We start from the raw sequence: 26,084 nt of genomic DNA, 5'->3' as shown, positions 1-26,084 counted from the left end.
CTCACCATCACGGACGACATAGCCCCGACGAACGTGACACGGGTGGCGAAGAAATTTTCTTCAGCGCGCTCCCGCCGGCACGCTCAGCAGCGGCGTGAGAATCTCCTTCCATACCTCATACCCCGCCGGGCTCATGTGCAGGCCGTCCTCCACGAAATACTTCGGGATCGGCTTGCCCGCTTCATCCAGATAGCGATCACAGGATCCCGCCACGTAGGTGATCCGCTCATCCTCCTGCGCCGCCTTCTGGAAACGCTCGTTCAGGTTTTGCTCCTCCTTGCGGATCGAGATCCGCGCCGGGCTCGGCCGCACCGCCAGCACCAGCAGCTTCGCCTTCGGCGCGCGTTGGAACAAGCGCGTCCGGAACTGCTTGAAGTCCGCCTCCACCTGGTCCGGAGACTTCTTGTCCCACAGGTCGTTCCCCCCGCAGTAGAAGACCACCAGCGACGGCTCGTAACGCAGCAGGCAGCGCTCGAGATAGTGATTCACATCCGAGATATGAGCACCGCCGAAGCCCCGGTTCAGCGCCTCGATCCCCGGAAAATACTTCGGGATGTCCAGCAGACGGATGCTCGAGCTACCAATGAAAACGATTCCACCCGTCGGCGGCGGAGTCTTCTCATCCGCGGCATCAAAGGCTTCGATCTCCTTCACAAAGCGGACCGGAGCCGGGTCCTGAACGGCTTGGACCACAGCTCCTAACAACAGGACGAGCACGGCGGCGATTCGTTTCATGCGCTCCACTCTACGCAAGACCGCGCCGGAATCCTATCCCGGATCGTGCCCTAGTTCTCCACGATCCGCAGCCCGGTAGGTGCGGATGGTGGCGAGCTGGCCCCCTGCAGCACGATCCCCGAGGTGGTATGCGTGCCGATCGAGGCCGAAGCCGAGATGTAGGAGAGGCTTGTCACCGACGCTTGTTCGGTGCGGAAAGCGTAGTTGTTCGCGATCGTCACCGGCGTCCCATTCGGCGGCGTGACCGTGGCCGAATAAGTCCGCGCCGTGACATTCACCGTCATCTGCACCCGGTAGGTCACCCCGGCTTGATAGCTCAGAACGTTGGCCGCCGCATAGCCGCCCCCGTTCCGGGCATCGAACACTCCCGTAGGCCCGAAGCGGACCACAGCCGCAAGATGGCTGAAAGCCGATGGCGTCGATGCCGAAAGCCCCGTGAGCGCATCGATGTTCGTCGCCGAGGGCCGCATGTTGAAGGAGATCGTGAAGGTCCCCGTCTGCGCGGGGATCGAGCGAACCTGCCAGCCGCCATTCGCCGTGTTCAAGTACTCCGAGGCCGGTGCCGCGGAGAAGTGCGCCGCATTGATCCAGCCAGTCAGTCCGTTGTCCGAATAGACCTGCCACCAGGTGATGCCATCCGCCACGACCGGACCACCCAGCACGGTGCCGTAAGAGCCCAAGGCCATCGTGCCAACCACCGTACCCGCAGAGGCCGCACTGGCCCGCAGCGGTGTCGCCGTGCTCGTAAGCATCCGCGTTCCGGCAGGGAAGGCAGGCGGTTCCGGATCGGGATCCGGATCTGGATCAGTCCCTCCGGACAGACCGTGATAGACCTTCAGCACATCGTCCCACAACGAGCGGTTGTAGGTGAAGCCACGGCTCGGCCCGTAGGACGGATAGTCCACCGTGTTCTGCGCTTTGCCCTTGGCATAGCCGATGTAGCCCTTCTCCGCCTTGTACCAAAGATCGGTATTCCCGATGTTCATCCGGGTCACCGCACCCTGCGCGATGCTACCGCTCTTATCCCAAAATCCGCTCGTGATCAGCGCGAGCTGATTGGTCAGGTGTGGACGATAACCGTCGAAGGCATAAACCCAGGAACTCCGCGCCCCGTTCGCATCGGTCGCATTGAACTCCTTCAGCATCCCGAGCACACCTTTGTTCGGCAGCGTGTCGGCACCGCTCACGATCTTGCCCGCACCATCGATGCCTGCACCGTTGTTCAGGCCGGCGTTCACATTGCGGCCATAGGTGTCGTTCACCAGCGCCTGATAAATCTTCATGTGGTCCGTCAGCGTGGACCCGTAATACTTATAAGTATCCACCGCCGCTTCGATCGTGCTGCCGGAGGGCGCCTTCGAGGTCGGATTCGCCGCCTTCCAATTGAAGGTCTCGCGGATGTTCGGCAGGTTGTTCGCGCCGAGTTCCGCCACGAAGGCCGCGTGATTGTAGTTCGTGAGAATCGCCTGTGTCGGAGCCGCTCCGCCGAAGTAGGCGAAACCGGTCAGCACCCCGCCGATCATCCCCTCCCGGTAGTTCGGGTTCCAATCGCGGTTCAGGTTGTCGTCGCCATCCAGCGCATACTCCTGAGCATCCGCCTTCACATACGGATTATTGTCGCAGGTGGTGAAGGCATTCGCGACCAGCGCCGCTTTCATGATCAGATCGATCCGCGTCTTCTCCCCCGCAGTGAGCTGGTCCCAGATTCGCGGCGTGTTCTTCACGATCACGAACATCCCCGTGGCATGCCGCTCGTGCTGGGCCGGATAGCCGCCGTTGCAGGTCGGTTCGTTCCCCGGCGTCAGCGTGTGCCGGATCTGCTCCAGCAGGCGCGCGTCACCGCTGGTATTCCCCGCATAGCTTGCCACCGCCAGCGTGATGTTGGCACCCCCGAACCACGCCCCGTTGGTGTGCGCCCCACCCGAGAAATCCCGGTTGAAGCTGATCAGCTGGCACGCCTTCGCCGCATCCACCGCGGCCTGCGATGGACTCGGCAAGGGATCTCCCGCGAAGGCCGAGGCGACCATCATCCCGAAAATTCCCATCAATCCCGGAACCGTATGGCGACGATTCGTTCCAAGTTGAAAAAGATACATGTCCCTTAAAGACAATCAAATGGGCATATTTTCAAGGAATAGTTTCCCCCGTTAGGCGCGGCATTCACGTAATAATAGGGCTTTTGCGCAGGGATAGCGATGCCGCGCCCATATCATTTAATCTTCCATACAGCCTCCGTCCGGCACCAGCGGCAGCAGCTCCACCGCCATGCCCGACTTCAGCGCCGGGAAGCGTTTCGCGATCGCCATCGCCTCATCCAGATCCGCACATTCCAACACCTCGAAGCCTCCCAGCACTTCCTTCGCTTCCGCGAAGGGCCCGTCTGTCACCACCACCTTTCCGCCGCTGTGGCGCAACGTGGTGGCCGTTTCCGCAGGCTGCAGCGCCGCAGCAAAGAGTGTCTGGCCTTTCTTCTCCAGCTCTTCATGCCAAGCACCGCACTCGCGATGAATCTCGTTCCGCTCCTCCTTGCCCAGCGCGGCAAAGATCGTCGGGTCGGCGTTGATAATCTTCATCAGGTATTTCATGTCCGTGGTATGGGGTTCACCCATGAGTCGAACGGCGGCCCACCGGATCGACATTCCCTGAAACTTTTTTCGGGCGCGATCCCTCAGTAGGCGAATTTCCCGAACTCGTGCGCCTTGCCGCTTTCCGCCGCCTCCATGATGCCGCGGATCACCTCGATATCCCGCTGTCCCATCTCGCCCGGCACCTTGCTCGGCTTGCCGCTCAGGATCGCCTCCACTTGCCCTTCGATCTGAAGCTGCTGCTGGAAGACGTGCTGGAAGTCCATCGCCCCTGCCGGAGTGCTACCTTTCTGGCCGCCGTAACCATAGGCCGGCTCGATCTGGATCAGACCCTTCTCCGCCTCCACCTTCACGTGGTTGCCATTCTTTCCGTAGCTGGCGAAGCCCTTCGCCTTTCGGCCGCCGGAGAATTCCAGCTCCCACTCCCAATGCTCCGGCACCTCGCTGAATTCCTTCTCGCGTTCGGTCCAGCTCTTCGCCGTCACCTTTAGCGGATGTTCCTGCGCCGAATAAAGCGCCGCCTGCACGCAGTACACCCCCAAGTCGTAGAGCGCGCCCGCAATCCCCAGTTCCTTGTCCACCCGCCACGCATTGTGCCGCGTGAAATCATTCATCCGTCCCGCATCCGAAACATCGATCGACTTCCACTCGCCGAACTCCTTCGTCTTGATCGCCTCCATCAGCTTCAGGTGAAAAGGATCCCAGTGAAGCCGATACCCGATCTGCAGGGTTCGACTCTTGTCCGCCGCCGTCTTGATCATGCGTGCACAGTCTTCCGGCGTCGGTGCCATCGGCTTCTCGCAGATCACATGCTTGCCCGCCTCCAGCGCCCGGATCGCATACTCCGCATGCAGCGCGGTAGGCGTGACCACATAGACGATATCGATGTCCTTGTTGTCCGCGATCTTCTCCAGCGTTTGGTAGTCATAAACGCTTCCGTCCGGGATCTCGTATTCCTTTTGCCAAGTCGGCACCTTGTCGGCCGAGCCGGTGATGATTCCCGCCAAGCGCGCGTTGCCGGTCTTCTTCAACGCCGGACCCAGTTGCTTCGTCGCGTAGTCGCCCAGTCCCAGCAGTGCCACCCCGAGCTTCTTTCCACCGCCTTCTTGGGCACGAAGATTCAGGAAAGGAGCGGCACTGGCAGCGGCACCGAGGCGGAGGGCATGGCGGCGGGTTATGGAGTTCATGGCCGGTCAAGGAAAAGCCGGAGCACCGCCCGTGCAAACGGAGTTTGGGATCGCTTCCGCCATCGCGCCCTGCAATCCCGCGATGCAGTTTGCCGCAGAGCCCCCTTATCGCAGACCTCGGAACCTTGGATCCACCTGCTCTCGGCGTTGGTATGCCCTTTGCGAGAAAACAGGCATGGCCAAGAAATCATTCCGCAAAGGCGATCGCGTCGAATGGGAAACATCCCACGGCAGGACCTCCGGCAAGGTGGAGAAAAAACTCACTTCACCCCGGAAGATCAAGGGCCACCAAGTGGCGGCCTCCACCGCAAATCCCGAGTACCTCGTCACCAGCGAGAAGACCGGCAAGCAAGCCGCCCACAAACCGGAGGCGCTCAAGAAGGCGAAATCGAAATGACCGCCACCGCCCAAAAGGAAACCGTGGCCGACTTCAAGAAAGCCGTGAACATGAGCACGGCCCGCTTGGAAAAGTGGCTCGCCACCGATGAGTCAAAGGCCGTCGGCTACAAGGGCTCCGGCGGCGAATCTGTCGGTCACCGCTCCGGTCGCCGCATCATCAAGCTCCTCGGCAAGAAACAGGACGATCTCACCGAGGGTGATCTGCGCCACATGCGCAAGGTCGTCGGCTACGTTCACCGCCACCTCGCCCAGCGCCCTTCCGGAGACGTTTCGGATACTCCTTGGCGCTACAGCCTCATGAACTGGGGCCACGACCCCTCAAGCAAGCGCAGCTAGCCCTCCCTACAGTTTGATGACCTTGTAGAAGCAGCGTTCCGGAAGGGTCAGGAACGACCCCACCGGCACCGTGATGTCTTCATCCAAACCCTCGTGAATCGAGACTTCTTCCCATTCCTCCAAGTCCTCGCTCTTCACAAGTTGGTAGATCGCACCCGGCTCGCCGAACCACTTCAATTCAAAACCGGTCATGGTCCGGTTGAACGCGAGCGGGATCTTCGGCACGTCCTCGATCACCTTGATGCTCGGAAGATCGAGGCTGAAGCGTAGCGTGTCGAATCCCGCCGCAATGCTCCCGCTTGCATCGGTGATCTGCGATAGATCGCTACCACCCCGGGGCAGGCTCTGCCCGTCCAGCAAGTCACAGGGACTCGTTGTGTCGTTCAGCACCAGATCCATGCGCCGGCCTGCATTCGCACCTGAGTAGGGAAAGGACGGGAAGCTCGCATTGTCGGTGGAGCTCAGCAGCACCGTGAAGGTATCCGGAGAACCACCGCCGTCCCACGAGAGGCTGTGAAGTGCATGAGTTCCATTCTTTTCGGAAACCGGTAGGGCGGCTTCCCAGGTTTGCGCGCCGATTTTCACCGACATCTTGAGATCGATGTTCCCGATGAACTCCGCCTTGAAGTGATACACCCCGGGCAGCATCTGCAATGCGGACAAGCCGTTGACCACGGGATTCGAGTCGTAGGAGAACGCGACTTCCACCGGATCGTTCACGGCCACGCCGGGATATGCGGCCGCGTTGTTCAGGGAGGTCACCTTGCCGGTCCCGCTCCACTTGACGGGATGCGCGGAAAGTGCGGCGGGGCAGAGGACGGCAGCAGCAACAAGAGAGGAGAGCTTCACGGGGGCAGGAGGTTTGTTACCACCGCGGAGGATGTCCATGCTTCTAACATGAATTTTCCGTGATGGTATGATGTAACTTCTCCGTCTGCCGGCGGCCGCCGGTTTCAAACAACTATCTAACAGGCCAAAGCAGCCTCGCACTTCCTCCGATTCTCGCTAAGCTCCCGCCAATGTCCCCTCTCGCCCAGCTCGGCGAAGCCCTGATCGATCAGGCCATTGCCTCCGGCGAGTTACGCCCGCCGCCCCCGGCCACCGTCCTCGATCTCGAGGTCTATTTCCGAACGCCGGAATCATGGCGCGCCGCCCATTCCATGCTGAAGGGCCACGGCTTCCTCCCGCCTGAAATGGAGCAGCTTAAACAGGCCGCCACTCTGGAGGAAGATCTCGCCGCCTGTGGCGATCCTGCCGAACGCATCCGCCTCCGCCGACAAATCGAGGAACTGCGCACCTCCTTCCGCCTTGCCCTCGAGCGCCTCCGCGAATCCTAGCGGAACTGGTTTTGCTCCTCGCGATAGTCGTAGCCCGCGGCCGCCAGCTTGGCCACCAGATCCTTGCGCTCCAGCCCATGGGTCTTCACCAGATCCTCGAGCGAATCGCAGTGATTCCTCAGTTCGGTATTCACCAGGCCCACCAGCAGATGGGGATCCATTTTCCGGAAGCTCGACAGGTCCACGCCGCGACGCTGCCAGCAGCAGCACCCGCCGCGCAAGCGGGACTTCCACCTCGGGTTTCCGGAATATCCTGTCCATTGCCCGGCCATGGCCATAACTCCCCTCCATGGTCCGCCTGAAAGTCTTTCTCCTGTTTCTCCTCGGATTCACCATGTCCGTATGCGCCCAAGGCCAAACGGAGCCCCCGGTCAGCCTCACCATCGGCGGCCGCAGCATCGTCGTGCCCGTGCCCGGTGACGACTTCGCCCGCTGCGACGGGATCAATCCGGATTGGGATAGCGCCATGACCTCCACCCTTCCCCCGACCAATCGCCTCCTCGCCCTCTTCGGCACCATCGCAGATCGAGATGCCATCCGCGATGGCAACAGCGTCGACTTCAGCCGCAATTTCAGCATCCAGACGATCCGCTCCGAGGAGAACCGCGAAATCGGCACCAAAACCTTTTCGCAGGTCGTCGGCGGCATCCGCAAGGAACTCGATCTCATGAAGGGAGGCTTCGATGCCGAGTACAAAAAGCTCGCGGAACAAGGTTCCGAAAAGCTCTCGAAGGATCTCGGCGTCGATACCTCCGTGGAGTTCACCCGCCCCGCCGTGCTCGGCTATTTCGAGGAGAGCGAGACCTCCTTGGGCTTCACCATTGCGATGAACGTCGGTGTGCAATCGGGCGAGCTTTCGGAGCAAAGCCGCGCCGTCGTCGCCGCCCTGATTCGCCCGGTCAATGGACGCATCACCCTTCTCTATTCAGCCGCCAACTACAAAGGCGAGTCCGACCGCGAGGAGGCGGAGCACAGCGTCAAGGCATGGGGCGACTCCATCACCGCCGCGAACCCGGTGGTCGAAGGCAGCTCCCTCTTCTCCGGCATCCCGAAGGCCGCTCTCATCCGAGCTTTGATCGGACTCGTGGCCGCCCTCGTCATGGTCCTCAAGAAGCGGCTCTCCGCAAAAAGCACCTCAGGCCCGGCCTGATCCTTCACGAATTCGATCCTCAGCTCTCGGAACGAAATGCTGACAATCCAGCATTTAGGCTTGCACCCCGGGCCTCTTAGTGCTGTTTTTCCAGCATGAAGACCGGACATCGCCGTCGCCTCGGCCTCGCCATCATCGTCGCCGCCGCCCTTACCCCCTGTTGCAGTTGGATCGGGGCCAACAACCATTCTCCCAACACCCTCCTCGTCGGCCCGCCCGGACCTCCGGCGAAGCTACCGACCCCGGAAATCAAGCCACCCGCCCCACAACCCAAGCCCGAGCCTCCGGCTGGTCCCGAGCACACCAGCGTTCCCACCGCCAAGCCGGTGCCGGGCAAGGACGGCTACGTCTTCAGCCCCTTCAACAACAAGCTGATCGACGTCAAAGACTTCAAGAGCGGCGCCCTCGTCTCCGATCCGCGCTTCCAGCTTTCGGAACGCAAGTTCTTCCGGGTGCCCTGACAAGCCCCCCTACCGCCTACTTCTCGCCGCTCTCCTTCTCCGGATTGAAACCGTAGTCCGTGACCAGATCCTCGTGCGTGTGGTTCACGAAGACGGAACTGCCGAAGGGATGGTGATCACCCAGCACCTTCTTGATTCCCCGCCGCCATAGCTCGATCATCCCCGCCGCCGCTTGGGCCGCCAGGATCACCGAGGATGGATTGGATTGGTGCAGGAAATGCGCCTCATGCTCCACCGAGGCCTCCTCGTTCTCGATGTGCCTCAGCAGCGTCTCGATCTTCGCCAAGCGCACCGCATCCGGCTCGCCCCGCTCCTGAGACTCCTCGAAATTACGCCGCAGCGCCTTTTCCTCGATCTTCAACGCCTCCAGGCGCTTCTGCAAATCATACCCTGCCGGCAAGCCGATCTCGGCGATCTCCTTCTCCAGCAGTTCCAGCTTCGCCTCCACCTCCTCGATCTTGGCAGCAAGGAGTCCGGCGGTTTGGGATTCGGAATTCATAGGATGCTCAATGGGAAGTTCCACCCCGTACCATAGCCCAAGCATCGCCTCGCACCACGTTTTTCTGCCCTCCGGCAGTCTTGGGGCGCAGCCAGCCCGCCCGAAAGCCGGACGACACTGCTTCCTGTCATTGGCGCGCCAGCGCGCTCACCCCCTTTCCCTGCGCCACATCAACCGGACAAAATCACATATCAAATAAACTTAGACATTAACCCCAAACTAACCCACCCTTACCCTCATCTCAATCCCCCTCTATCTTGACATAACATCTCGTTTTCATAGCCTTCAAGCGCTATGAAAAAAGCACCTCCCCTCCCTATCCTCCTCCTGATGTCCTCCATGGCTCTTCAGGCTGCCCCCGCCCCCAAGATCGCCGCCGCGGCCAAGATCACCAACCCCGGCAGCAGCGCGGAAGTCACCACGCTGACGATCGGCAACCCGTATAGCTACGTCGTCAACACCGCGAACGGCCATCTCGCGGCGAACTCCCTCGCCACCCTGACTTACACCATCAGCGTCACCTCACCGGAATCCACCAGCCCGGTCAGCATCAGCGGCAAGGTGAAGCTCAAGGCCACACTCCCCGCCTCCCAAGGCGGTGCCGCGGCCACCACCGAGCAAGCCGCCTCCGCGGCCGGTGCCCACACCTTCACCGGTAACTTCACCGTCCCCGAATCCCTGCCCGAGGGCATCGCCACCATCGACATCGTCCTCACCACCGGCAAATCCGGCGCCGTGAAGTTCAAGAAGACCTATCGCTTGAATCTCGACTGAGCGGCTCGAGCCCAGACCTGATTTGATCTCCGGCGGTGCTCTTGCCGCCGGGGAGTCCTTCCTCCCGACCCCGAAGGTGAAGCGAGTCCCGCAGCACCTCCCTTCGTACCGCATCGCCACCCTCGCCGCGATCTGGGCCGCTCTCGTCGCGTCATCGCCCGCCGACTCGAACCTCTTCCAGCCCGGCACCACGCTGCGGAACGTCGTCATCCCCCGCTACTCCTCCACCATGGAGCGGGAGGGCATCCTCCGTTTCTCCTGCATCCGGGTTCAGGAAAGCGGCGAGGTTCTCGCCGATCGCTTCGCCGCCGAGTTCGGTGAGGACGCCACTGGCAAGAGTTACCTCCGCGCCGGAGCCGCCATGATGCCGCGCAATCTCGACTCCATCTCCACCGCCGGAGGCACCGAGCTGAAGCTTAACGGAATCCATCTCGAAACCGAAGGGCTTGAGGGCGATCTCTCCGCCTTGAACTTCAGCTCCCGGGGCGGCTTCCGCCTCTCCTGCTCCCCCTCTACGCTCCCCGCTGCCGGACCGCTCGCCCCGCCCAATGCGCGCCGCCCGAAGTGGCCCTCGAAGCTCTCAGCCCTTCCCTGCTCCCGCGGTCCTCTGGTCGAACCGCGCGGCCCGGGCTCGCCTTTCTGGTTCGACGACCGCTTCGACCTCGGCTGGCAGTTTCACACTGGCGAATCGCTCGAGCCCGCCAGCGCCGCCCATGTCAGGATGCTCTCGAAGGGCTCCGGCAGTTTCCATCTCAAGGAAGGAATCTACTCGTCCCGCGGCGGTTGCCTCCTTCGCTTCTCGCTCGGCTGGATCGCCTGCGGCGACAAATTCGAAGTCACCTGGGGATTGGCACCCTCATCTCCCGGGGCCTCCGTCTCCAAGGTTATGCCCCCGGAGATCAAGCGCCTCCGCGCCGATGGCGGCTGCCACGTCCGCGCCATCGACAGTCGCGGCCGACGCTTCCTCATCATTTGCCAGGAAGTGAAATACTCTGGGAAAACCGGCCTTATCTCCCTCCAAGGCGGCTACCCCCGCATCCTCTCCGCCGAAGGCCAGCTCCACGCCTCGGAGAAGCACCAGTACCTCCGCATCAACGCCGCCGGACGACTCACCCTCGGCCCCGGCCACTGGGAGTCCGGAAACGAACTCTGAAGCGCGCCTCGACTTGGTTCAGCCCTCACTTCGCCGGCCCCTTCGCCTGATCCGCCACCTTCCAAAACTCTTTCCCCACCGGCGTGGTGTGATCCACCAGCAACCACAGCTCCCGCGCCAGCGAGCCTTGCGAAATCAGGTCGGGATACGGTGACTTCTTCCAATCCGCGTAGTGCTTCTCCGTGTTGCTGATCGCGCGCTTCAGGTAGACCTCCTGCCCGGTATGCCGGTAGAGCTCCAGATCCGCCTCCACCATCAGGTGCGCCCATTTGATGTGATCGCGATACGCCTTCTGTTGGCCATCCATCATCCCGTTCGCCGCCTTCCCCATCCGCAGCGCTTCATCTAGGTAAAAGGCCTCCTTTGTCCGCGTGTGCAGCGAGAGGAAGTTCCGCAGCATCAGCGCTGAATTGTAGGTCAGCTGGCCCTTGTTGATCTCGCCGGTCGCCACCTTGATGTTGTCCCAGAACAGGCCGTTCTCGCCCTGCAGGGTCTTCACCGTCCAGACCACGATCTTCTCGCCCAGAGCATTCCACTTCGCTGCTTCGGCATCCTTCTTGAAGCGCGCCAGCCGGAAGCAGCCGAGCGCCGCCGGTGCATTCACGCAGGTGTTCTTGTCACCGCCCTTATGCGCCTCGTGCCACCAGATCCCCCCGCCCACTTCCTCGTCCCAGCCGCTCACCACGAACTCCAGCGTCTCCTCGGCCCGTTTGAGATACTTTGATTCCTTCGTCAGCTCGTACGCCTCCAGGAAGGTCAGCACCATCCACGCGTTGTCGTCGTAGTACTTGTCGTTGCCGCCCTGGGTCCGCGCCGGCTCATAGCCCGGGATCTTCACCTTCACGTCCCAGTAGGCATCCATCGCCTCGAAGAAGTCCCCCATCACCCGGCGGTACTTCTTGTCGTGCCGTGCCGCGCTCACCAGTGAGGAAAACATCACCCCGCAGCCCCAGATCAGCTCCGGCTCCGTGCCTCCCGACTTGCCCATGTAGAGGCCGGACTTCCGATCCCAGAAATGCTCCTGGATATGCGCCGAGACCTCCTCGGCCTTCTCAAGATAAGGGGAGGTCTGGGCCGCGAGCGGTGATACCGCCGCGATCAGGGCTAGGCCGACGCGCAGGAGCTGCTTCATGGGAAGAGGAGTCGGCCCCTACAGACCCTATTCCGGCATCGCCGGTCCAGCCTCCGCTGCGAAACTTCCCACAATATTCCGGAAGTCGATCTCAGCCGAAGCCTGCTGCTCGATTCCCGTCCACAGCAGGAGTTGGTAGTAGGTGCTGCGCGTCTCGACCAGCACCTGATGGTAGATCAGCGTGTGCTCGCCCTTCTTCCCGCTGACGATCCGCCGGATCGCGCGATACCCGCCGACCTCCTCGGTCTCGGGATCGGAAACCTTCGCCTCCTTCAGCGCTTCGCTCAATCCCGTCGTCACGAACTTGTCGAAGTCCTCCAGACTCCCGGGATAACTGGCGCGACCGGTCGGTAGCACCATCCCGTAGCGCTCCTGCGCCTTGTTCCCGGCCGCGATGATCGCTGCGGGATGCAACTCCGGCAGGTAACTCCATGAGCCGGGAATCTTGATCGAGACCCGTCCGTCATTGCTGGAGATCTCACGCGGCATCCCCATCGTTTTCTCCTTGCCCAGCGTCGCTCCACCCACCGTCTCCGCCACAAGGTTCACCGCTCCGGCCAAGCTGCCGAAAAGTGCGATGATCGAAAGGATCGCCGTGATCGACCACCCCGTCGTCCGTAGCCGCGACGCCTTCACTACCGCGATGCAGGCAACTGCAAAGGCCACGCAGCCTACGCCAATCAGCACCAACAGCTCCACCAAGCGCCCGTAGGCCTCTCCCGTCTCCGGGGATACCGCCTCCGCTAGTACGTTCATCGGGCCTTGGACTACCCCTGCGCCCACCCTCCCACAAGAGAAATGCCACCCGGGATCGCGGAGGGTGAAATCGAGTCTTGCCAAATTAACTTTGTATCACAAAGTTAGATTCAGCCGACACAAACGCGGTCCTTTGCACCCCAAAACTTTGCCTCACAAAGCGTATGCAAGCAAGCCTCCTTTCCTCGCTCCAGATCCGCTTCGCCCTCTCCAAAGGCCACGGCGAAGAAATCCGGAAAGCCCTGACAAAAACAGACATCCTCTTGAAGCGCGGCCCACTCACTCTGCTCGGTCCGCTCGCGCCGGATGCCGCCCTCTGCGAGACCTACCGCCGCCGTGGCATGCTGGAGGGCTCCCCCACCGAATACCGCGCCCCCACCAAGGCCGTCGTCGTCCCCTTCACCGGCCTACCGAAGGCCTGCATCCGCAAGTGGCGGGAAAACGGCCACGAGGTGATCGATCTCACCCTGCCCGCCATCCGCCGTGCCCAGACCTCCTTGAGCTTGCTAGCCCTCGAGCACTGCAAGACGATCGTCATCGGCCACCGCGAGGACCCCGAGGCCATCGCCATCGCGGGCGAATGCCCCGCCTCCCGCATCATCGAGGATGCCGACCAGGCCATCGAGGTCCCCTTTGCACCCAAGTTCGGCCTCGTCTGCCAAACCTCCATCTCCAAGCGCCGGGCCGAAGCCGTGGCCGAAGCGCTGCGGCTACGCCATCCGGACAGCCGCATGGTCTTCCTCGATACGACCACCCCCGCCATGACGGAGCGGGAGCGGTCCGTGGACGGGCTCAGCCGCTGGGCGGAAGCGATCATCGTCGCCGGGGAGAGGAACGACTCCTCGGTCCGCGCCCTGATCGAAGCTGCCCGGCGGTTGGGCCTCGCCGCCGAAGCCGTCCCGAACGCGGGAGCCTTGGAACTGCGGGATTTCGCCCGCTACCGCCGCATCGGGATTAGCGCCGGGGAGTTCTCACCGGATGCCGTGGCGGAGGGCATCGCCGCCCGTCTCCAGACGGAAGTGGCGACCGCAGCCTAGGATTCGGCTTTGCGGAGCGGGCATTCCGTGGTTTCTCCTCCCCCGCCCGTCCATGTCCGACAAGCTCGCCGAGATCATCGCCACCAAGCGCCTGGAAGTCGAAGCCCTGATGCCGCGTGCCGCGCACATCCGTGCCGCCGCCCTTCAGCGCAATGAATTCCGGGGTTTCCGCGCCGCCCTCGACCGCGGCGGCGATCGCCTCGGTGTGATTGCGGAGGTGAAGAAGGCCTCGCCCTCCGTCGGCCTGATCGACCCGAATTTCGACCCTATCCGCCAGGCCAAGCGCTACCTCGACGGCGGCGCTTCCTGCCTCTCGATCCTCACCGACGAGAAGTACTTCCAAGGCTCCCTCAGCTACCTTTCGAAGATCTCCGAGTTCTCGGACGCCCCTCTGCTCCGCAAGGACTTCACCATCCATCCCGTGCAAATCCATGAGGCCGTGGTGGCCGGTGCGGATGCGATCCTCCTCATCGTGGCCGCGCTCGATGACGAGCTGATGAAGCGCCTCTACAACGAGGCCAAGGACCTTCAGCTCGACGTGCTGGTGGAAGTCCACGACCTGCCCGAGATGGAGCGCGCCATCGAGTTGGGTGCCGATCTCATCGGCATCAACAACCGCAACCTGAAGACCTTCGAGATCGACCTCGCCACCACCGAGACCCTCGCCGACGAAGTTTCCGACGACGTCATCCTCGTCTCCGAGTCCGGCCTGCGCAGCGTGGAAGATGTCCAGCGCGCCCTCGATGCCGGCGCGAACGCCGTCCTCATTGGCGAGTCTCTCATGCGCGCCCACAACCCTGCGGAAGAAATCGAGGCCTACCTCGAACTGCGGTCACTGTGACCAAGGCAGGGACCTTTCTCCGAAAGGTCAGGCAGGGGGCGGCCACCCTTCACAGCAAGTCCCCGATCACCCGACTGTCTCACCGCCGGAGCAGCCCGCGCTCCTTGCCGCGCCCTGGGAATCTTGCTACGAGTTCACCATGCGGTGGACCCTGACTTTCCTCCTCCCCTGCCTGCTCGCCACGGCCTCGGCCAAGGAACAACCGCTGGCCGCCTGTCCGGACAAGGCCATCGAGGCGGTCTATCGGATATCCAACGACGGAGGGGAAGCCGAAGAGATCATCTTCAAGGTCAAATCAACTGGGAAGAAGATCGCATCGTTCCCCTCCGGCGGTTTCGGCACGGAGGTCCCCGAATTGCTCTGGAGCTCGGATGGCAGGCTCGCTGCCGTCTCCATCCGCACCACACGGAACACCCGCAATCTCATGGTTTTCCACGTGACCGCGGATGAGGCGAAGCAGGTCCAGCTTCAGGATTTCACCCAGAATATCTATGGCCGCCTGGGCATCCTCCGGGGTACGGGCAGCTCGTCTAACAAGCCGCTCAGATGGCTCGCCGCGGACCGGCTGCTCATCTCCGCATGGGGCGCCCTCGAGAACGAAGATTGGTACGACTATGAGGTTGAACTGACGGTGATCCAAGATGCCGGGAACCGGGTAGGCTGGCTCGAAAAGATCACCGATGTCAAAAAGGAGAAGGAGGAGTAGCGGCTACTTCCCGCTACGGATAGCCTCGGTATCCATCATCTCCATCGCCTCGAAGATCTTGCCCATTCCGGTGATGTTCGAGGAGATGGCCTCCAGATTCCGCCGGGTGAGTTCCGGGAACTCCGCCGCGTTCGCCGCATTAGTATCGCGGATATCCTGGTAGCGAAGCCGCCGTTCCGAATCCAGTTGCTCGGCAAAGCGCTTCGACAACTCGGGAGAACTCGCGAAGGGATCTTGGGCCTTGTAGACCGCCCTCACTCCCACCAAGCCGATCAGTTCGAGCACCGAAGTGTTGCCCAGACTCAGCTTCCCGACCTTGTCGTGCAGCGCATCCTTGAAGGCAGCTTCATCGATCTTGCCCCGGCTCACCGCATCAAGGGCGAGGAAGACTTCGGCCAGCGCGGGCAGATTCTCTTCGGTCCGCGTGGCCACTCTCCCGAGATCCGTGATCCGTTCGGAGATCGCCTCTTCTCCCATGGCCTCGATCGTGGCCTGCTGCCCGGCATCGAGGCCTAGCTCTTTCGCCAGCAACTCGATCTCCTGCTTCACTCCGGCACCTAGCTTCTCCTTGAGCCCCTCCATGCTCCCGATCTGTCGCACCAATCTGGCACTCTGGCTGGCCAAGGATCGTGCTTGGCGGGCTTCCGATTCGCCATACTTCTCCGCCAGTGCGGCGAATTCGCCTTCGAGTCCGCTGCGCGGCGTCCGCTCGCTCTTCTCCGCCTTCCGTTTCGTTTCGGGTGCGGAGGGCAGAGCGGAGGAATGTGCGACGGGCGGGGTTCCGGAGTCGGTCTTGTGGGGATCCTGCCCCTGCTGGATCTGGATGGCCACGGGGATGGCTGCCGCAAGCAGCAGGACCCCGCCGATGGTGTATTTCTGTATGCTGGTCATGAGGTAAAGGGAGCTGAGGAAGGATCCCGGGGCCGCCGCACCCACGCCGACGGCTGAGACCGACTTCAGGATCGAGGCCGCCATGCCCCGGGGCGGGATGGTGAGAGCCTGCGCCGGTAGGGCGCGGGCAAGAATCGCCGCGGTGGTGGTGATCCCCTGTCGGGAGAAGGAGACGCGCATCTTCTCCAAGGAGCGGTTGAGCCGCATCCGGATCGCGTCCTCGCTCGCTCCCGTCCGGGAAGAAAGCTCCGGAAAACTCTGCCCGAGAAAGAAGCGGCCCACCACCAGATGACGCTCGCTCTCCGGCAAACGGTCGATCACCTCGTCCAAGCAGGCCAAGGCCTCCTCGTCGAGCTGAGCACCGGCAGCGGGTTCGGCTGCGACCGCACGTTCCCGGGCTTCGCGCCGCCGCTCGGAGCGCAGCATGTCGATGGCGCGGCAGCGGGTCGCGCGGTGGAGCCATACGGCCAGCGGGATTCGCTTCATGGATGTAGGCGGCTTGCGGACCAGTTTCAGGAAAACATCCTGCCCGATCTCCTGTGCGAGCTGCGGCTGGCCCGTGACCCGAAGCGCCACCGAATAGACCAGCGGCAGATGACGCTCCATCAGCAGGGCGAAGGCACGCTGGTCCTTCGCCTTCAGGAAGCGGTCGAGGAGCTGGAAGTCGTCGGTGGGCGGGGACGGATTCATCGGCGGAAATCGCGATCTCATCATGGAACCCGCTACCGCGCGATGAAGGCGAACAGGAATCTTCGGGAAAAAACGCCGGCCTCCCGCCGCGTGCGACCCGCCGCCGCCCCGGTCGCTCCGGACTTGCGCCCGGCCTCTTCCCGGGCATGCTCCCGCGCGTTGTGAATCCCATTCCGGTCGAACCGTCGTTCGAAGAATTCGCGAAGCTGGCTGCCCAGGGCAATGTGATCCCTGTCTACACCCAGCTTGCCGCGGACTTCGAGACGCCGCTGTCCGCGTACCTCAAGGTGCGCGACGCGCGTCATTCCTTCCTGCTCGAAAGCGCTGAAAGCACGGAGAAGGGCGGACGATGGTCGATCATCGGCAGCGGTCCGCGCCGGGTCATCGAGGCCCGCGGCAAGGATCTCAGCATCAAGGAAGGCTCGCACGTCGAACACGTGACGGTGGAAGACGACGTGCTGGCCGCGCTGCAGCGCCACATGGGCGGCTACAAGCCCGTCCTCCACGGGAATCTCCCGCCCTTCTGCGGCGGTCTGGTGGGCTATCTTTCTTATGACGCTGTCCGCCAGTTCGAGCCGACGGTACCAGCCGCGCCGAAGGACGAGCTCGGGATTCCGGACGCAGTCTTCATGCTGGCCGACACCTTGGTCGTCTTCGATCAACGCCTGCGCCGCTTGCAGATCATCGCGAACGCCTTCACCGGCGATCACGCCAGCCTGGAGGAAGCCTACGGCGCCGCGCGCGCAAAGGTGGCCGCGCTGGTGGAAATGCTGAACCGCCCGCTGCACGTGCCGGCCCTGAACGGCCTCGCGCCGGTGGAGCCGGAGCAGGCGGTGAGCAACACGACTCAAGAGGAGTTCGAGGAGATGGTGCGCAAGGGCAAGGAATACATCGCCGCGGGCGACGTGTTCCAGTTCGTGCCGAGCCAGCGTTTCGGCGCGGATTTCCACCGCTCGCCGGTGGATCTCTACCGCGCCCTGCGCCACGTGAATCCCTCGCCCTACATGTTCATCTTGGAACTGGGCGACTTCTCGCTGGTGGGCTCATCCCCGGAAGTTCACGTCCGCGCCATCGGTGGCCGGATCGATATCCGCCCGATCGCCGGCACCCGCTGGAGAGGCAAAACGCAGGCGGAAGACGATGCTCTGGCCGCCGAACTTCTCGCCGACCCGAAGGAACGCGCGGAGCACCTGATGCTGGTGGACCTCGCCCGCAACGACGTCGGCCGCATCGCCGAACACGGCAGCGTGAAGGTCGATGATTTCATGATCATCGAGCGTTACAGCCACGTGATGCACATCGTGTCCAACGTGACCGGCACTCTCGACAACAGCCACAGCTCCTACGATGTGCTGCGCGCCACCTTCCCCGCCGGAACCGTGAGCGGTGCACCGAAGATCCGGGCCATGCAGGTGATCAACGAGCTGGAGAAGAGCAAGCGCGGGGCCTACGCCGGTGCCGTCGGTTACTTCGGCTTCGACGGTGGCCACGACTCCTGCATCACGCTGCGGACCTGCCTATTGAAGGACAGCAAAGCATACGTGCAGGCCGGTGCCGGGGTCGTTGCGGACTCCGATCCGACCTACGAATACGTGGAAACCGTGAACAAGGCGAAGGCCCTGCTCCGCGCCATCGCCCTCGCCAAAACCTTGGAAGGATAAGCCGCCATGTTGCTGATCATCGATAATTACGACTCCTTCACCTACAACCTTGTCCAGTACTTCGGCGAGCTCGGGGCGGAGATGAAGATCGTGCGCAACGACGCGCTGACGGTGGAAGACGTGAAGGCGCTCAAACCGGAACGGATCTGCATCTCGCCGGGTCCCTGCACACCGAACGAAGCGGGCATCTCCTGCGAGCTGATCGAGAAGCTGGGAGCCAGCACCCCGATCCTAGGCGTCTGCCTCGGCCACCAGTCGATCGGACAGGTTTACGGCGGCGATGTCGTCCGGGCCGACCGTCTCATGCACGGCAAGACCTCGCCGATCCTCCATGAGGGCAAGAGCGTCTTCGCCGGGCTGCCGAGCCCCTTCGAGGCCACGCGCTATCACTCCCTGATCGTAAAACGCGAGACGCTCCCGGATTGCCTGGAGATCACCGCGTGGACCGCGGAGGGCGAGATCATGGGCCTGAAGCACAAAGAACACCCGGTGCACGGCGTCCAGTTCCACCCCGAGTCGATCCTGACCCAGGACGGAAAGCGGATTCTGGAAAACTTCCTCGGCTACTGATTCAGCTGCTCTTCTTCTTGGCCTGACGCTCGCGGAAGGCGGCAACCTTGTGGCGGTTGCCGCACGCCGCCGCGCTGCACCATTGGCGGCGGTGGTTCTTGGTCGTGTCGTAGAAGTAGAGCACGCAACCGTGACCCGCGCACTGGCGCAGGTAGTCGCGATTGCACTCCGTGAGGAAGCTCGCGATCTGGCGCGCAAGGATCGCCATGACCCGGTCCGAACCCTGCAGCCGGGATGAGGACCGGACCAACTCGAGGGATTCCGTCACCGCTTCGGAGAAGTGATCTTTCTCCAAGGCGGCATTCAGCGCCTTGAGGAAGCCTTTGCTCACCGGCTTGCCCGCCAGCATGCCGGCGATCTCCCGCGCCCAAGCCGAACGCAGTGCCACCACCGCCTCCAAGTCCCCCGCGGTGCCGACCTCGTCATCAAGGCTGGCCTGACGCAGCCACTCCCTCACATCCGCCCAAGACCGCAACTGGTCTTCCAGCTCCCCATGCGGGGCATAGAGCGTGTTCGCGAAATCCAAGGCGGGATGCTCCCCAAGGAAGACGAATTCCGGAACGGCGCTGCTCACCCCGGTAAAGTAACCTTCAAAATTAGTTTTGACAAGTTTCATTGGCGGCTGCACATAGTAACCGTCATTACAAATATTTGAAGGTTACAAAGAACATCATCTATGAAACTCGTATCCACACTCGCGACAGGCGCCCTCGCTCTCACCGCCGCCGCCAATCCTGAAGTCCGCTACGAGACGGTGGACTTGCCCGAAGCAAAGATCTTCTACCGCGAGGCCGGAGATCCCGCGAAGCCCGCCATCCTCCTTCTCCATGGATTCCCCAGCTCCAGCCACATGTTCCGGGACCTGATCCCCGAGCTCTCCGCCGACTTCCACGTGATCGCGCCGGATCTCCCCGGCTTCGGCTTTTCCAGCGCACCGGACCACAAGCAGTTCAGCTATACCTTCGACCATTTGGCCGGAGTGATGGGAGACTTCGTGGAGCGGCAGAAGCTGGAGAAGTTCTCGATCTACGTCTTCGATTACGGAGCGCCGGTCGGCTTCCGCCTAGCCCTCAAGTATCCGGACCGGATCACCGGGATCGTCACGCAGAACGGGAATGCCTACGTCGAGGGTCTTTCCGAGGAGGGTTGGCAACCGGTCCGCAACTACTGGGAAAAGCCGACCCAAGAAAACCGCGATGCCCTGCGCCAGATGCTGACGCTGGAGGCGACCCGTTGGCAGTACGTTCACGGTGTGAAGGATGAGAGCCTCGTCGCCCCCGAGTCCTACACGCTGGACCAAATGCTGCTCGATCGCCCCCAGAGCGCGGAGATCCAGCTCGACCTCTTCGGGGACTATCAGAACAACGTGAAGCTCTACCCAAAGTTCCAAGAGTTCTTCCGGACCCGGAAGGTCCCGACCCTCGCGGTCTGGGGTAAGAACGACCCCTTCTTCCTCCCACCCGGAGCCGAGGCTTATAAGCGCGATAACCCGGAGGCGAAGGTAGTCTTCTACAACACCGGCCACTTCGCACTGGAGACTCACGCGAAAGAGATTGGTGCGGAGATCCGGGCCTTTTTCGCCGGGCGGAAGTGAGCGGCAGACGCCCTATCTTTCACCCGACACCCCCTCACTCCCCGATTGCTCTCGGCACCGGGCCTGCTTGAATGCGGGGGATGACGCAAGACGACCGGGATTTCCTTTTCAAGCTGTTGCAGACCCCCAGCCCGACTGGATTTGAGATGCCGGGGCAGCGGGTCTGGGCGGAATACCTGAAACCGATCGCCGCGGAAGTGGCCTGCGACGCCTACGGCTCGACCTGGGCGACCCTGCCCGGAAAGTCCCAGAAGACCGTGATGCTCACCGCGCACGCGGACGAGATCGGCTACATGATCAAGTCGATCCAGCAGGACGGCTTCATCCGGATCAGCCAGATCGGCGGCAGCGACATCGCCACGGCACGCGGCCGCCGCTTGATCATCCAAGGCGACAAGGGCCCGGTGCGCGGCATCATTGGCAACACCGCCATCCACTTGCGCCGCGACAACCTCGGCGACGAAAAGGCGCCGCAGGTACACGAGCTCTGGGTGGATGTGGGCGCCTCGAATGCCAAGGAAGTGACGGCCATGGGTCTGCGCGTCGGTCACCCGGCTGTCTATGAAGACGGCCCGACCGAACTCGCCCACAAGCGCTTGGTCGGTCGTGCGATCGATAACCGGATCGGCGGCTACATCATCGCGCAAGTGATGAAGCGCATCGCCAAGAGCAAAAAGAAGCCCGCCTTCACCCTGATCTGCGCGAACATGGTGCAGGAAGAAATCGGCGGCAACGGCGCCATGATGGCGACCTATCGCCTGAATCCCGACGTCTGCATCTGCCTGGACGTGACCCACGCGACCGATACCCCGGGCATCGACAATTCCAAGTTCGGCAGCGTGAAGCTGGGCGGCGGCCCGACCATCAGCCACGGCACAGCCAATCACCCGCTGGTGGTCAAACGCCTGATCGAGACCGCCACCAAGGGCAAGATCCCCGTTCAGCACGAAGCCAGCAGCCGCTTTACCGGCACCGACACCGACAAGATCTTCCACCAGCGCGAAGGCGTGCCCAGCGGCTTGGTCTCCCTGCCTCTGCGCTGCATGCACTCCGTGGTGGAGACGGCGCACCTCGACGACGTCGAGCGGACCATCCAACTCTTGGCCGGTTTCGTCCTCTCCCTCATGCCGAACGACCGCTTCCACCAGAGCCTCTAACAGATGAAATCACCCGTGGTCATCGCGCTGCTGCTCGTCAGCGGCATCGCTCCGGCGGCTCAGCAGAGCCCGTCGGAGGCCGCGGTGATCTGGTTGCGCGAAGTCGCCACGGGAAAGGCCGAAGAAAAACCCGGCGAGAACACCGCTCTCTCGCCGGAGGCCACGGAGGAAGACGTCAGCGACATCCGCTCCAGTCTCGGCCAGCTCCGCAAGACCCTCCGCACGGAAGACCTCAAGGTGGTGGCGGACAAGCAGGACGGCGACCTCGCCGCAGTGCTCGTCTCGCAGATCACCGACTTCGACGCCAGCACGGTCCAGATCCATGCCATCGGCTTGGTGAAGAGCGCCGACAAATGGCTGCCCGCGCCGATGCCCTCGTCCTTCAACAGCACCGGCCTCAGCTTCCGCCCCGGCTTCCTCCAAAGGGTGAAGGACCTCGAAAGCTGGATGCTCCTCGCGCGCACCGAACAACTGGTCCGTCTCAAGAACGACGCCTTCGCTCTCCTCAACGAGGAGATGCGGAAGTTCAAAACTCCGGACGAACTGCACGAAGCCACCCCCGAGAAGCTCGCCGGTGACTTCATCTCCGCCGTGCAAGCCCGCGATCTTCCCGCAGTGCTCGCACTACTCGGCGGCCTCGAAGACCCCCGGCCTGCCGACTGGGATGACATCTACAAGGTCACCTCGCGGATGCTCCGCAAAAAGGAGATCACGCATCCGCAATGGCGTCTCATCGGTGCCCCCGAAGCCGCCCGCGCCATCGTCGCCGCCGAAAGCGGAATCGACGAACCGCTCGTCACCATCGTCGCCCTCGATCCCGCCGGAAACTACCGCGTTACCCCCAAGGCGCACATGATCGATCTCCCCTTCGTCCGCTCGAAGTCCGACACTTGGCGCATTCGCCTCACGCACGACCTGATGGCGCCCGAAACACGCCGGGCACCCGGCCAGTCGAACCGCGATATCGCCCAAGCGGAGGAGGACCGTAGACGGAAGGAAGAACAGGACGCCCTGCAAGAAGCGCCCTTCCTCGAAAAATTCCCCGAGAAACTTGCCACAGCTTCGGCCCCGCGTCGTGAGCAAACCGCGCGTGAAGCCGCCGCACAACTGCTCACCGCTTTCCGCGCGCCCTCGCTCACCCCGGTCTGCGCACGCATGGACCTGCACACCACGCCCGCCACCGCCCTGAACGCCCTCAGCCGTGCAGGCCGTCTCTGGCAGCGCATTCACCTGCCCTTCTCTGAAGCCACCCCGGTCCTGCTCGAAGTGCACGAGTCCGGCGACGATGCATGGGCACTGGTCCAGATGTTCTCCGCGCGAGATTCCGGCGACCCTTCGATCGAGTGCCTCTTCTTCAAGCGCAGCGCCGACGGCTGGCTCGCGAATCCCGGCTTCTCCGGCGAATCCGCACTGCCCTACACCACCGACGAACTCGCTATCTCGAAACTCCTGGAGCCTTCCCTAGCCGCGCGCGATGCCGAATGGTGGAACGGGCTGATCCAGAAGATCGGCGGCGTGGCGGCGGACTCCGCACCTGCGGAAGACGAAGCCCGCAAGATCGTGGAAGAATCCCGCAGGGCGGTCGCCGACGGCGATGCTCTCCGCTACTTCGCCCTCTCCGTTTGTCTCGATGACGAACGCGGTCCGCTCGACATGCTCAAGGCCTGCAGCAATGACCTGACCGGCAGGCAGGCCGGGGAGATCCTCGCAATCCACCGCGCCGGTCGCTGGACCGCCGTCAGCCTGCGCGTGCCGCCGATGGAGGGCGACGACTCCGCGGACTCCTACCCCATGGTGGTGCTCGCGACGACCGCCGAAGGAACGAGAATCCTGCCCGAGATCAACTTGTTCGATCCCCTGACCGACAATCGCGGCCTGCGCAACCGCACCGTGCTGGAGCGGGTGGGCACGCGCTTGCCCGAAGGTGCCCGGACCGAACTGGAGGGCATCTACGAGAAGCATCGTACTATTTCCGCCGCCGATCGCGGCTCCAAAGAATCCAAGGAATGAGCGACCTCACTGCCGCCCGACAAACCGCCCGCAGTCTCGAAGATGCCGTCCGCACCGTGGTGCGGGGCCAAGACACCGCACTCCGCAATATCCTGGCCTGCCTCGCCGGCGGCGGCCACGCCTTGGTCGAGGACGTTCCCGGAACCGGCAAAACCACACTGGCGAAGGCGATCGCCAAGTCGGTCGACGGCGCAGCCTTCAAGCGGGTTCAGTTCACCCCCGACCTTCTCCCCGGGGATATCCTCGGTGTTTCCATCTTTGATCCGCGCACGCAGGAGTTCCGCTTCCGGCCGGGACCGGTCTTCGCGGACATCCTGCTGGCCGATGAGATCAACCGCGCCTCACCCCGCACGCAATCCGCGCTGCTGGAAGCCATGGCCGAGCGCCAAGCCACCATCGATGGCGAGCGCCACGATCTGGACGGCCTCTTCTTCGTGATCGCCACCCAGAACCCGGTGGAATTCCGCGGCACCTATCCGCTGCCCGAGGCGCAGATGGACCGCTTCATGATCCAGAGCCGCCTCGGCTACGTCACCCCGGAAGAAGAGCGGGCCATCCTCTCGGACCAGATCGAGCAACACCCGGTCGACCTACTGCAGCCGGTGGTGAATCGCGACGATCTCGTGGGCCTGCTGGCAGCGACACGCACGGTCCGCATCAGCGACGAACTTCGCGGCTACATCGTGGACATCGTCTCCGCCACCCGCGGCCGCGACGACGTCCAGCTCGCAGCCAGCCCGCGCGCCTCCATCGCGCTCATGAAGATGGCACAGGCCCTCTCGCTCTTCGAGGAACGCGATTTCGTCGTGCCGGAAACCATCCAGACCGTCGCGGCGGATGTCATCGCGCACCGCATGGTCATCGCCCCGGAGGCGAAGCTCTCCGGCGTCACCGGTCGCCAGGTCATCACCGATATCCTCGCTTCGATTCCCGTCCCGGTGTGATCACCCGAAGAAGCCCAGCGGTCCGGTTGCTCCCGGGCTGAAGAAGTTCCCCACATTCGGCAGCACCAAGTGCAGGCTGGAGGGTGGCACACCGAGCCATAGCGCCAGCTCGCCGAAGTACTCGTCGCAGCTCGTGGTCGGGATCATCCGCCCGCGCCCCGTATCCAGTGCATTCAGCTCGCTGCCGATCTCCGGGTTGAGCGCTAGGCTCGGATACTGGCCGAAGATCTTCCGCCCATCCACGCTCCCGCCCATGATGAAGTGATTGCCACCCCAAGCATGATCGGAGCCGCGATCATTACTGGTGAGCGTCCGGCCGAAGTCCGAGGCGGTGAAGAGCGTGACCTGATCCTGGATCCCCAGCAGCACCAACTGGTTCCAGAAGGCACCGATCGCATCGTCCACATCCTTCAGCATTCCCTCCTGCTGCGACAGCGTCTCGCTATGGTGATCCCACCCGCCAAGGTTGACGAAGAAGGTCTGCCGCAGCGCTCCGATCGTGTTCCGTCCCATGATCGCCTTCGCCACCTGGTGAAGCTGCTGCCCCAGGCGGTTCGCATCGGTATCCTCCACCTCATTGTTCACGAGCCGGAACTTCACATCGCCCGGAAGCGTGCCGGAAGTCGCCTCGGCGTAGATCGCATACGCCTCTTGCGAATCCCGGCGCTTCTGCTGGAAGGTCTCCTGCAACAAGTGGCCATACTGCCGCGCGAGCATGCTATCGACCGCGTGGCTTGCGACGTTCGTGAAGGGACTCGAGCCGTAGTTCGCCGCGTATCCCGCAAGTGCCTGCGCACCACCCTCCGTGGCCGAGCTGCTCGGCTTCACCGCATACTCCGCACCGGTGATCCCGCTCTGGAAGACATTGCTCCCGTCCATCGAGATGTTCATCGAGACCAGCTGGCTGGGATTGATGTCCTTGATCAGATCCATCATCCGCCCGCCCCAGCCCACTCCCGACCGACTCTGCGGCACACTCGTCTGCCACTGCTCGATCTGATCCGAATGGGAATAAAGACCCAGCGGCAGACGCTTGGACGCATTCGCCACCTCGGTCCGGTTGAAGACCGGCTCGATCAAGGTGCCCACGTTCGCGACAAAGGCCGCATCACCCGCCTCGAAACGGGCCGCCAACTTCGGCATGGAAGGATGCACCGCGAAAGTCCGGCCGGGAGTATTGAGAGGATGGATCTCATGCAGGCCCGCGAGCGGCAGCGCCAGGTTGCCACGGCTGTTCTCGTACTCCGTGCGGGAGTTCCCGTGGGTTGAAGAAGGACCGCTGAAAGGCGACAGCATGTTGAAGCTGTCATTCCCCCCGCTCAGGAAGAGGCACACCAGCGCACGATACTCGCCGGGCCCCGGCGGTGCGGCATTCGCGATCGAACTCGCGAGACGCAGGTTCAGCAGGGTATTCAGCACGGGAATGGCGCTGACCGCGGAACAACTGGCCTGACCAAGAAAGCGACGACGGTTCATGGG

28 protein-coding genes are annotated in these 26,084 nt (G+C 62.9%); 16 read left to right on the top strand and 12 right to left on the bottom strand.

What is annotated here, in order from left to right:
* Positions 1–60 precede the first annotated feature (60 nt).
* From OJ996_RS04075 to OJ996_RS04060, 4 genes are all read right to left on the bottom strand, one after another.
* Entirely contained in the window at positions 61–735 is a 675-nt protein-coding gene (locus tag OJ996_RS04075) for a GDSL-type esterase/lipase family protein (protein WP_264511449.1), read from the bottom strand.
* Between the two features lie 50 nt (positions 736–785).
* Positions 786–2,765, bottom strand: a complete 1,980-nt coding sequence (locus tag OJ996_RS04070) for an SH3 domain-containing protein (protein ID WP_264511447.1) — start codon at positions 2,763–2,765, stop codon at positions 786–788.
* Positions 2,766–2,948: 183 nt separating this feature from the next.
* On the bottom strand, positions 2,949–3,320 hold the full coding sequence (locus OJ996_RS04065) for a YciI family protein (protein WP_264511444.1): 372 nt from the start codon (positions 3,318–3,320) through the stop codon (positions 2,949–2,951).
* Between the two features lie 83 nt (positions 3,321–3,403).
* Positions 3,404–4,507: a Gfo/Idh/MocA family protein gene (locus tag OJ996_RS04060; RefSeq protein WP_264511442.1), complete on the bottom strand. Its 1,104-nt coding sequence runs from the start codon at positions 4,505–4,507 to the stop codon at positions 3,404–3,406.
* Positions 4,508–4,682: 175 nt separating this feature from the next.
* Here OJ996_RS04060 and OJ996_RS04055 point away from each other — a divergent pair, with 175 nt between their 5' ends.
* Both OJ996_RS04055 and OJ996_RS04050 read left to right on the top strand, forming a co-directional pair.
* Positions 4,683–4,904 (top strand): hypervirulence associated TUDOR domain-containing protein, encoded by a 222-nt coding sequence (locus OJ996_RS04055; RefSeq protein WP_264511440.1) that lies wholly within the window; start codon positions 4,683–4,685, stop codon positions 4,902–4,904.
* Positions 4,901–5,242 (top strand): DUF3140 domain-containing protein, encoded by a 342-nt coding sequence (locus OJ996_RS04050; protein WP_264511438.1) that lies wholly within the window; start codon positions 4,901–4,903, stop codon positions 5,240–5,242. Before OJ996_RS04055 ends, OJ996_RS04050 begins: the two co-directional genes overlap by 4 nt.
* A gap of 6 nt (positions 5,243–5,248) precedes the next feature.
* Here OJ996_RS04050 and OJ996_RS04045 read toward each other — a convergent pair whose 3' ends face one another.
* A complete protein-coding gene (locus OJ996_RS04045) occupies positions 5,249–6,130 on the bottom strand; it encodes a hypothetical protein (RefSeq protein ID WP_264511436.1) in 882 nt (293 codons plus the stop codon).
* Between the two features lie 131 nt (positions 6,131–6,261).
* On the opposite strand from OJ996_RS04045, the gene OJ996_RS04040 reads away from it, so the two are divergent.
* Complete coding sequence (locus OJ996_RS04040; RefSeq protein ID WP_264511434.1) at positions 6,262–6,579, top strand: DnaJ family domain-containing protein; 318 nt, start codon at positions 6,262–6,264, stop codon at positions 6,577–6,579.
* Here the strand turns inward: OJ996_RS04040 and OJ996_RS04035 are convergent.
* Positions 6,576–6,740, bottom strand: coding sequence for a DUF4250 domain-containing protein (locus OJ996_RS04035; protein WP_264511431.1), 165 nt, complete (start codon positions 6,738–6,740; stop codon positions 6,576–6,578). The genes OJ996_RS04040 and OJ996_RS04035 overlap by 4 nt on opposite strands.
* 128 nt (positions 6,741–6,868) lie before the next feature.
* On the opposite strand from OJ996_RS04035, the gene OJ996_RS04030 reads away from it, so the two are divergent.
* The gene (locus tag OJ996_RS04030) at positions 6,869–7,729 is read left to right on the top strand and encodes a hypothetical protein (protein ID WP_264511430.1); all 861 of its coding nucleotides are present in this window, start codon (positions 6,869–6,871) and stop codon (positions 7,727–7,729) included.
* Between the two features lie 95 nt (positions 7,730–7,824).
* Positions 7,825–8,190, top strand: a complete 366-nt coding sequence (locus OJ996_RS04025; RefSeq protein WP_264511428.1) for a hypothetical protein — start codon at positions 7,825–7,827, stop codon at positions 8,188–8,190.
* A gap of 16 nt (positions 8,191–8,206) precedes the next feature.
* Here OJ996_RS04025 and OJ996_RS04020 read toward each other — a convergent pair whose 3' ends face one another.
* Positions 8,207–8,689, bottom strand: a complete 483-nt coding sequence (locus tag OJ996_RS04020; protein WP_264511425.1) for a hypothetical protein — start codon at positions 8,687–8,689, stop codon at positions 8,207–8,209.
* Between the two features lie 294 nt (positions 8,690–8,983).
* Between OJ996_RS04020 and OJ996_RS04015 the strand changes: the two genes are divergently transcribed.
* Positions 8,984–9,463, top strand: a complete 480-nt coding sequence (locus tag OJ996_RS04015) for a hypothetical protein (RefSeq protein ID WP_264511423.1) — start codon at positions 8,984–8,986, stop codon at positions 9,461–9,463.
* A gap of 76 nt (positions 9,464–9,539) precedes the next feature.
* Entirely contained in the window at positions 9,540–10,616 is a 1,077-nt protein-coding gene (locus OJ996_RS04010) for a hypothetical protein (RefSeq protein WP_264511422.1), read from the top strand.
* Positions 10,617–10,641: 25 nt separating this feature from the next.
* Here the strand turns inward: OJ996_RS04010 and OJ996_RS04005 are convergent, their stop codons facing one another.
* The gene (locus tag OJ996_RS04005) at positions 10,642–11,748 is read right to left on the bottom strand and encodes a glycoside hydrolase family 76 protein (protein WP_264511419.1); all 1,107 of its coding nucleotides are present in this window, start codon (positions 11,746–11,748) and stop codon (positions 10,642–10,644) included.
* Between the two features lie 27 nt (positions 11,749–11,775).
* Positions 11,776–12,504, bottom strand: coding sequence for a cysteine hydrolase family protein (locus OJ996_RS04000; RefSeq protein ID WP_264511417.1), 729 nt, complete (start codon positions 12,502–12,504; stop codon positions 11,776–11,778).
* A gap of 164 nt (positions 12,505–12,668) precedes the next feature.
* Here OJ996_RS04000 and OJ996_RS03995 point away from each other — a divergent pair, with 164 nt between their 5' ends.
* The 3 genes from OJ996_RS03995 (at position 12,669) to OJ996_RS03985 (ending at position 15,088) form a co-directional block, all read left to right on the top strand.
* On the top strand, positions 12,669–13,541 hold the full coding sequence (locus OJ996_RS03995; protein WP_264511415.1) for a hypothetical protein: 873 nt from the start codon (positions 12,669–12,671) through the stop codon (positions 13,539–13,541).
* A 52-nt stretch (positions 13,542–13,593) separates the two neighbouring features.
* Positions 13,594–14,382, top strand: coding sequence for an indole-3-glycerol phosphate synthase TrpC (gene trpC, locus OJ996_RS03990; protein WP_264511413.1), 789 nt, complete (start codon positions 13,594–13,596; stop codon positions 14,380–14,382).
* 139 nt (positions 14,383–14,521) lie between these two features.
* Positions 14,522–15,088 carry a hypothetical protein gene (locus OJ996_RS03985; protein WP_264511411.1) on the top strand — a complete coding sequence of 189 codons (567 nt, stop codon included), beginning with the start codon at positions 14,522–14,524 and terminating at the stop codon, positions 15,086–15,088.
* Positions 15,089–15,091: 3 nt separating this feature from the next.
* Here the strand turns inward: OJ996_RS03985 and OJ996_RS03980 are convergent, their stop codons facing one another.
* The gene (locus tag OJ996_RS03980) at positions 15,092–16,669 is read right to left on the bottom strand and encodes an RNA polymerase sigma factor (protein WP_264511409.1); all 1,578 of its coding nucleotides are present in this window, start codon (positions 16,667–16,669) and stop codon (positions 15,092–15,094) included.
* Positions 16,670–16,815: 146 nt separating this feature from the next.
* Between OJ996_RS03980 and trpE the strand changes: the two genes are divergently transcribed.
* Positions 16,816–18,330 carry an anthranilate synthase component I gene (trpE, locus tag OJ996_RS03975; RefSeq protein ID WP_264511407.1) on the top strand — a complete coding sequence of 505 codons (1,515 nt, stop codon included), beginning with the start codon at positions 16,816–16,818 and terminating at the stop codon, positions 18,328–18,330.
* Between the two features lie 6 nt (positions 18,331–18,336).
* On the top strand, positions 18,337–18,900 hold the full coding sequence (locus OJ996_RS03970) for an anthranilate synthase component II (protein WP_264511404.1): 564 nt from the start codon (positions 18,337–18,339) through the stop codon (positions 18,898–18,900).
* Position 18,901: 1 nt separating this feature from the next.
* On the opposite strand, the gene OJ996_RS03965 is transcribed toward OJ996_RS03970, so the two are convergent.
* On the bottom strand, positions 18,902–19,516 hold the full coding sequence (locus OJ996_RS03965; protein WP_264511402.1) for a CGNR zinc finger domain-containing protein: 615 nt from the start codon (positions 19,514–19,516) through the stop codon (positions 18,902–18,904).
* Between the two features lie 60 nt (positions 19,517–19,576).
* On the opposite strand from OJ996_RS03965, the gene OJ996_RS03960 reads away from it, so the two are divergent.
* The 4 genes from OJ996_RS03960 to OJ996_RS03945 all read left to right on the top strand — a co-directional run bounded on the left by OJ996_RS03960 (position 19,577) and on the right by OJ996_RS03945 (position 24,605).
* Positions 19,577–20,494, top strand: coding sequence for an alpha/beta fold hydrolase (locus OJ996_RS03960; protein WP_264511399.1), 918 nt, complete (start codon positions 19,577–19,579; stop codon positions 20,492–20,494).
* Between the two features lie 80 nt (positions 20,495–20,574).
* Positions 20,575–21,651 carry a M42 family metallopeptidase gene (locus tag OJ996_RS03955; protein WP_264511397.1) on the top strand — a complete coding sequence of 359 codons (1,077 nt, stop codon included), beginning with the start codon at positions 20,575–20,577 and terminating at the stop codon, positions 21,649–21,651.
* Between the two features lie 3 nt (positions 21,652–21,654).
* Positions 21,655–23,661 (top strand): hypothetical protein, encoded by a 2,007-nt coding sequence (locus OJ996_RS03950; protein WP_264511395.1) that lies wholly within the window; start codon positions 21,655–21,657, stop codon positions 23,659–23,661.
* Positions 23,658–24,605, top strand: a complete 948-nt coding sequence (locus OJ996_RS03945; RefSeq protein ID WP_264511393.1) for an AAA family ATPase — start codon at positions 23,658–23,660, stop codon at positions 24,603–24,605. Before OJ996_RS03950 ends, OJ996_RS03945 begins: the two co-directional genes overlap by 4 nt.
* On the opposite strand, the gene OJ996_RS03940 is transcribed toward OJ996_RS03945, so the two are convergent.
* On the bottom strand, positions 24,606–26,081 hold the full coding sequence (locus OJ996_RS03940) for a DUF1501 domain-containing protein (RefSeq protein ID WP_264511391.1): 1,476 nt from the start codon (positions 26,079–26,081) through the stop codon (positions 24,606–24,608).
* Between the last annotated feature and the right edge of the window lie 3 nt (positions 26,082–26,084).

Origin of the sequence: Luteolibacter rhizosphaerae, assembly GCF_025950095.1 — a bacterium.
In the GTDB taxonomy this organism is placed as follows: domain Bacteria; phylum Verrucomicrobiota; class Verrucomicrobiia; order Verrucomicrobiales; family Akkermansiaceae; genus Haloferula; species Haloferula rhizosphaerae.
The sequence above is the reverse complement of the archived record's forward strand: the minus strand, read 5'-3'. Positions and strand labels throughout refer to the sequence as shown.

What these genes read in the sequence shown, in the direction of transcription:
- OJ996_RS04075 (WP_264511449.1), bottom strand. Translation starts at nt 735, where the DNA reads ATGAAACGAATCGCCGCCGTGCTCGTCCTGTTGTTAGGAGCTGTGGTC.
- OJ996_RS04070 (WP_264511447.1), bottom strand. Translation starts at nt 2,765, where the DNA reads ATGATGGTCGCCTCGGCCTTCGCGGGAGATCCCTTGCCGAGTCCATCG.
- OJ996_RS04065 (WP_264511444.1), bottom strand. Translation starts at nt 3,320, where the DNA reads ATGAAATACCTGATGAAGATTATCAACGCCGACCCGACGATCTTTGCC.
- OJ996_RS04060 (WP_264511442.1), bottom strand. Translation starts at nt 4,507, where the DNA reads ATGAACTCCATAACCCGCCGCCATGCCCTCCGCCTCGGTGCCGCTGCC.
- OJ996_RS04055 (WP_264511440.1), top strand. Translation starts at nt 4,683, where the DNA reads ATGGCCAAGAAATCATTCCGCAAAGGCGATCGCGTCGAATGGGAAACA.
- OJ996_RS04050 (WP_264511438.1), top strand. Translation starts at nt 4,901, where the DNA reads ATGACCGCCACCGCCCAAAAGGAAACCGTGGCCGACTTCAAGAAAGCC.
- OJ996_RS04045 (WP_264511436.1), bottom strand. Translation starts at nt 6,130, where the DNA reads ATGGACATCCTCCGCGGTGGTAACAAACCTCCTGCCCCCGTGAAGCTC.
- OJ996_RS04040 (WP_264511434.1), top strand. Translation starts at nt 6,262, where the DNA reads ATGTCCCCTCTCGCCCAGCTCGGCGAAGCCCTGATCGATCAGGCCATT.
- OJ996_RS04035 (WP_264511431.1), bottom strand. Translation starts at nt 6,740, where the DNA reads ATGGATCCCCATCTGCTGGTGGGCCTGGTGAATACCGAACTGAGGAAT.
- OJ996_RS04030 (WP_264511430.1), top strand. Translation starts at nt 6,869, where the DNA reads ATGGTCCGCCTGAAAGTCTTTCTCCTGTTTCTCCTCGGATTCACCATG.
- OJ996_RS04025 (WP_264511428.1), top strand. Translation starts at nt 7,825, where the DNA reads ATGAAGACCGGACATCGCCGTCGCCTCGGCCTCGCCATCATCGTCGCC.
- OJ996_RS04020 (WP_264511425.1), bottom strand. Translation starts at nt 8,689, where the DNA reads ATGAATTCCGAATCCCAAACCGCCGGACTCCTTGCTGCCAAGATCGAG.
- OJ996_RS04015 (WP_264511423.1), top strand. Translation starts at nt 8,984, where the DNA reads ATGAAAAAAGCACCTCCCCTCCCTATCCTCCTCCTGATGTCCTCCATG.
- OJ996_RS04005 (WP_264511419.1), bottom strand. Translation starts at nt 11,748, where the DNA reads ATGAAGCAGCTCCTGCGCGTCGGCCTAGCCCTGATCGCGGCGGTATCA.
- OJ996_RS04000 (WP_264511417.1), bottom strand. Translation starts at nt 12,504, where the DNA reads ATGAACGTACTAGCGGAGGCGGTATCCCCGGAGACGGGAGAGGCCTAC.
- OJ996_RS03995 (WP_264511415.1), top strand. Translation starts at nt 12,669, where the DNA reads ATGCAAGCAAGCCTCCTTTCCTCGCTCCAGATCCGCTTCGCCCTCTCC.
- trpC (WP_264511413.1), top strand. Translation starts at nt 13,594, where the DNA reads ATGTCCGACAAGCTCGCCGAGATCATCGCCACCAAGCGCCTGGAAGTC.
- OJ996_RS03985 (WP_264511411.1), top strand. Translation starts at nt 14,522, where the DNA reads ATGCGGTGGACCCTGACTTTCCTCCTCCCCTGCCTGCTCGCCACGGCC.
- OJ996_RS03980 (WP_264511409.1), bottom strand. Translation starts at nt 16,669, where the DNA reads ATGAATCCGTCCCCGCCCACCGACGACTTCCAGCTCCTCGACCGCTTC.
- trpE (WP_264511407.1), top strand. Translation starts at nt 16,816, where the DNA reads ATGCTCCCGCGCGTTGTGAATCCCATTCCGGTCGAACCGTCGTTCGAA.
- OJ996_RS03970 (WP_264511404.1), top strand. Translation starts at nt 18,337, where the DNA reads ATGTTGCTGATCATCGATAATTACGACTCCTTCACCTACAACCTTGTC.
- OJ996_RS03965 (WP_264511402.1), bottom strand. Translation starts at nt 19,516, where the DNA reads ATGAAACTTGTCAAAACTAATTTTGAAGGTTACTTTACCGGGGTGAGC.
- OJ996_RS03960 (WP_264511399.1), top strand. Translation starts at nt 19,577, where the DNA reads ATGAAACTCGTATCCACACTCGCGACAGGCGCCCTCGCTCTCACCGCC.
- OJ996_RS03955 (WP_264511397.1), top strand. Translation starts at nt 20,575, where the DNA reads ATGACGCAAGACGACCGGGATTTCCTTTTCAAGCTGTTGCAGACCCCC.
- OJ996_RS03950 (WP_264511395.1), top strand. Translation starts at nt 21,655, where the DNA reads ATGAAATCACCCGTGGTCATCGCGCTGCTGCTCGTCAGCGGCATCGCT.
- OJ996_RS03945 (WP_264511393.1), top strand. Translation starts at nt 23,658, where the DNA reads ATGAGCGACCTCACTGCCGCCCGACAAACCGCCCGCAGTCTCGAAGAT.
- OJ996_RS03940 (WP_264511391.1), bottom strand. Translation starts at nt 26,081, where the DNA reads ATGAACCGTCGTCGCTTTCTTGGTCAGGCCAGTTGTTCCGCGGTCAGC.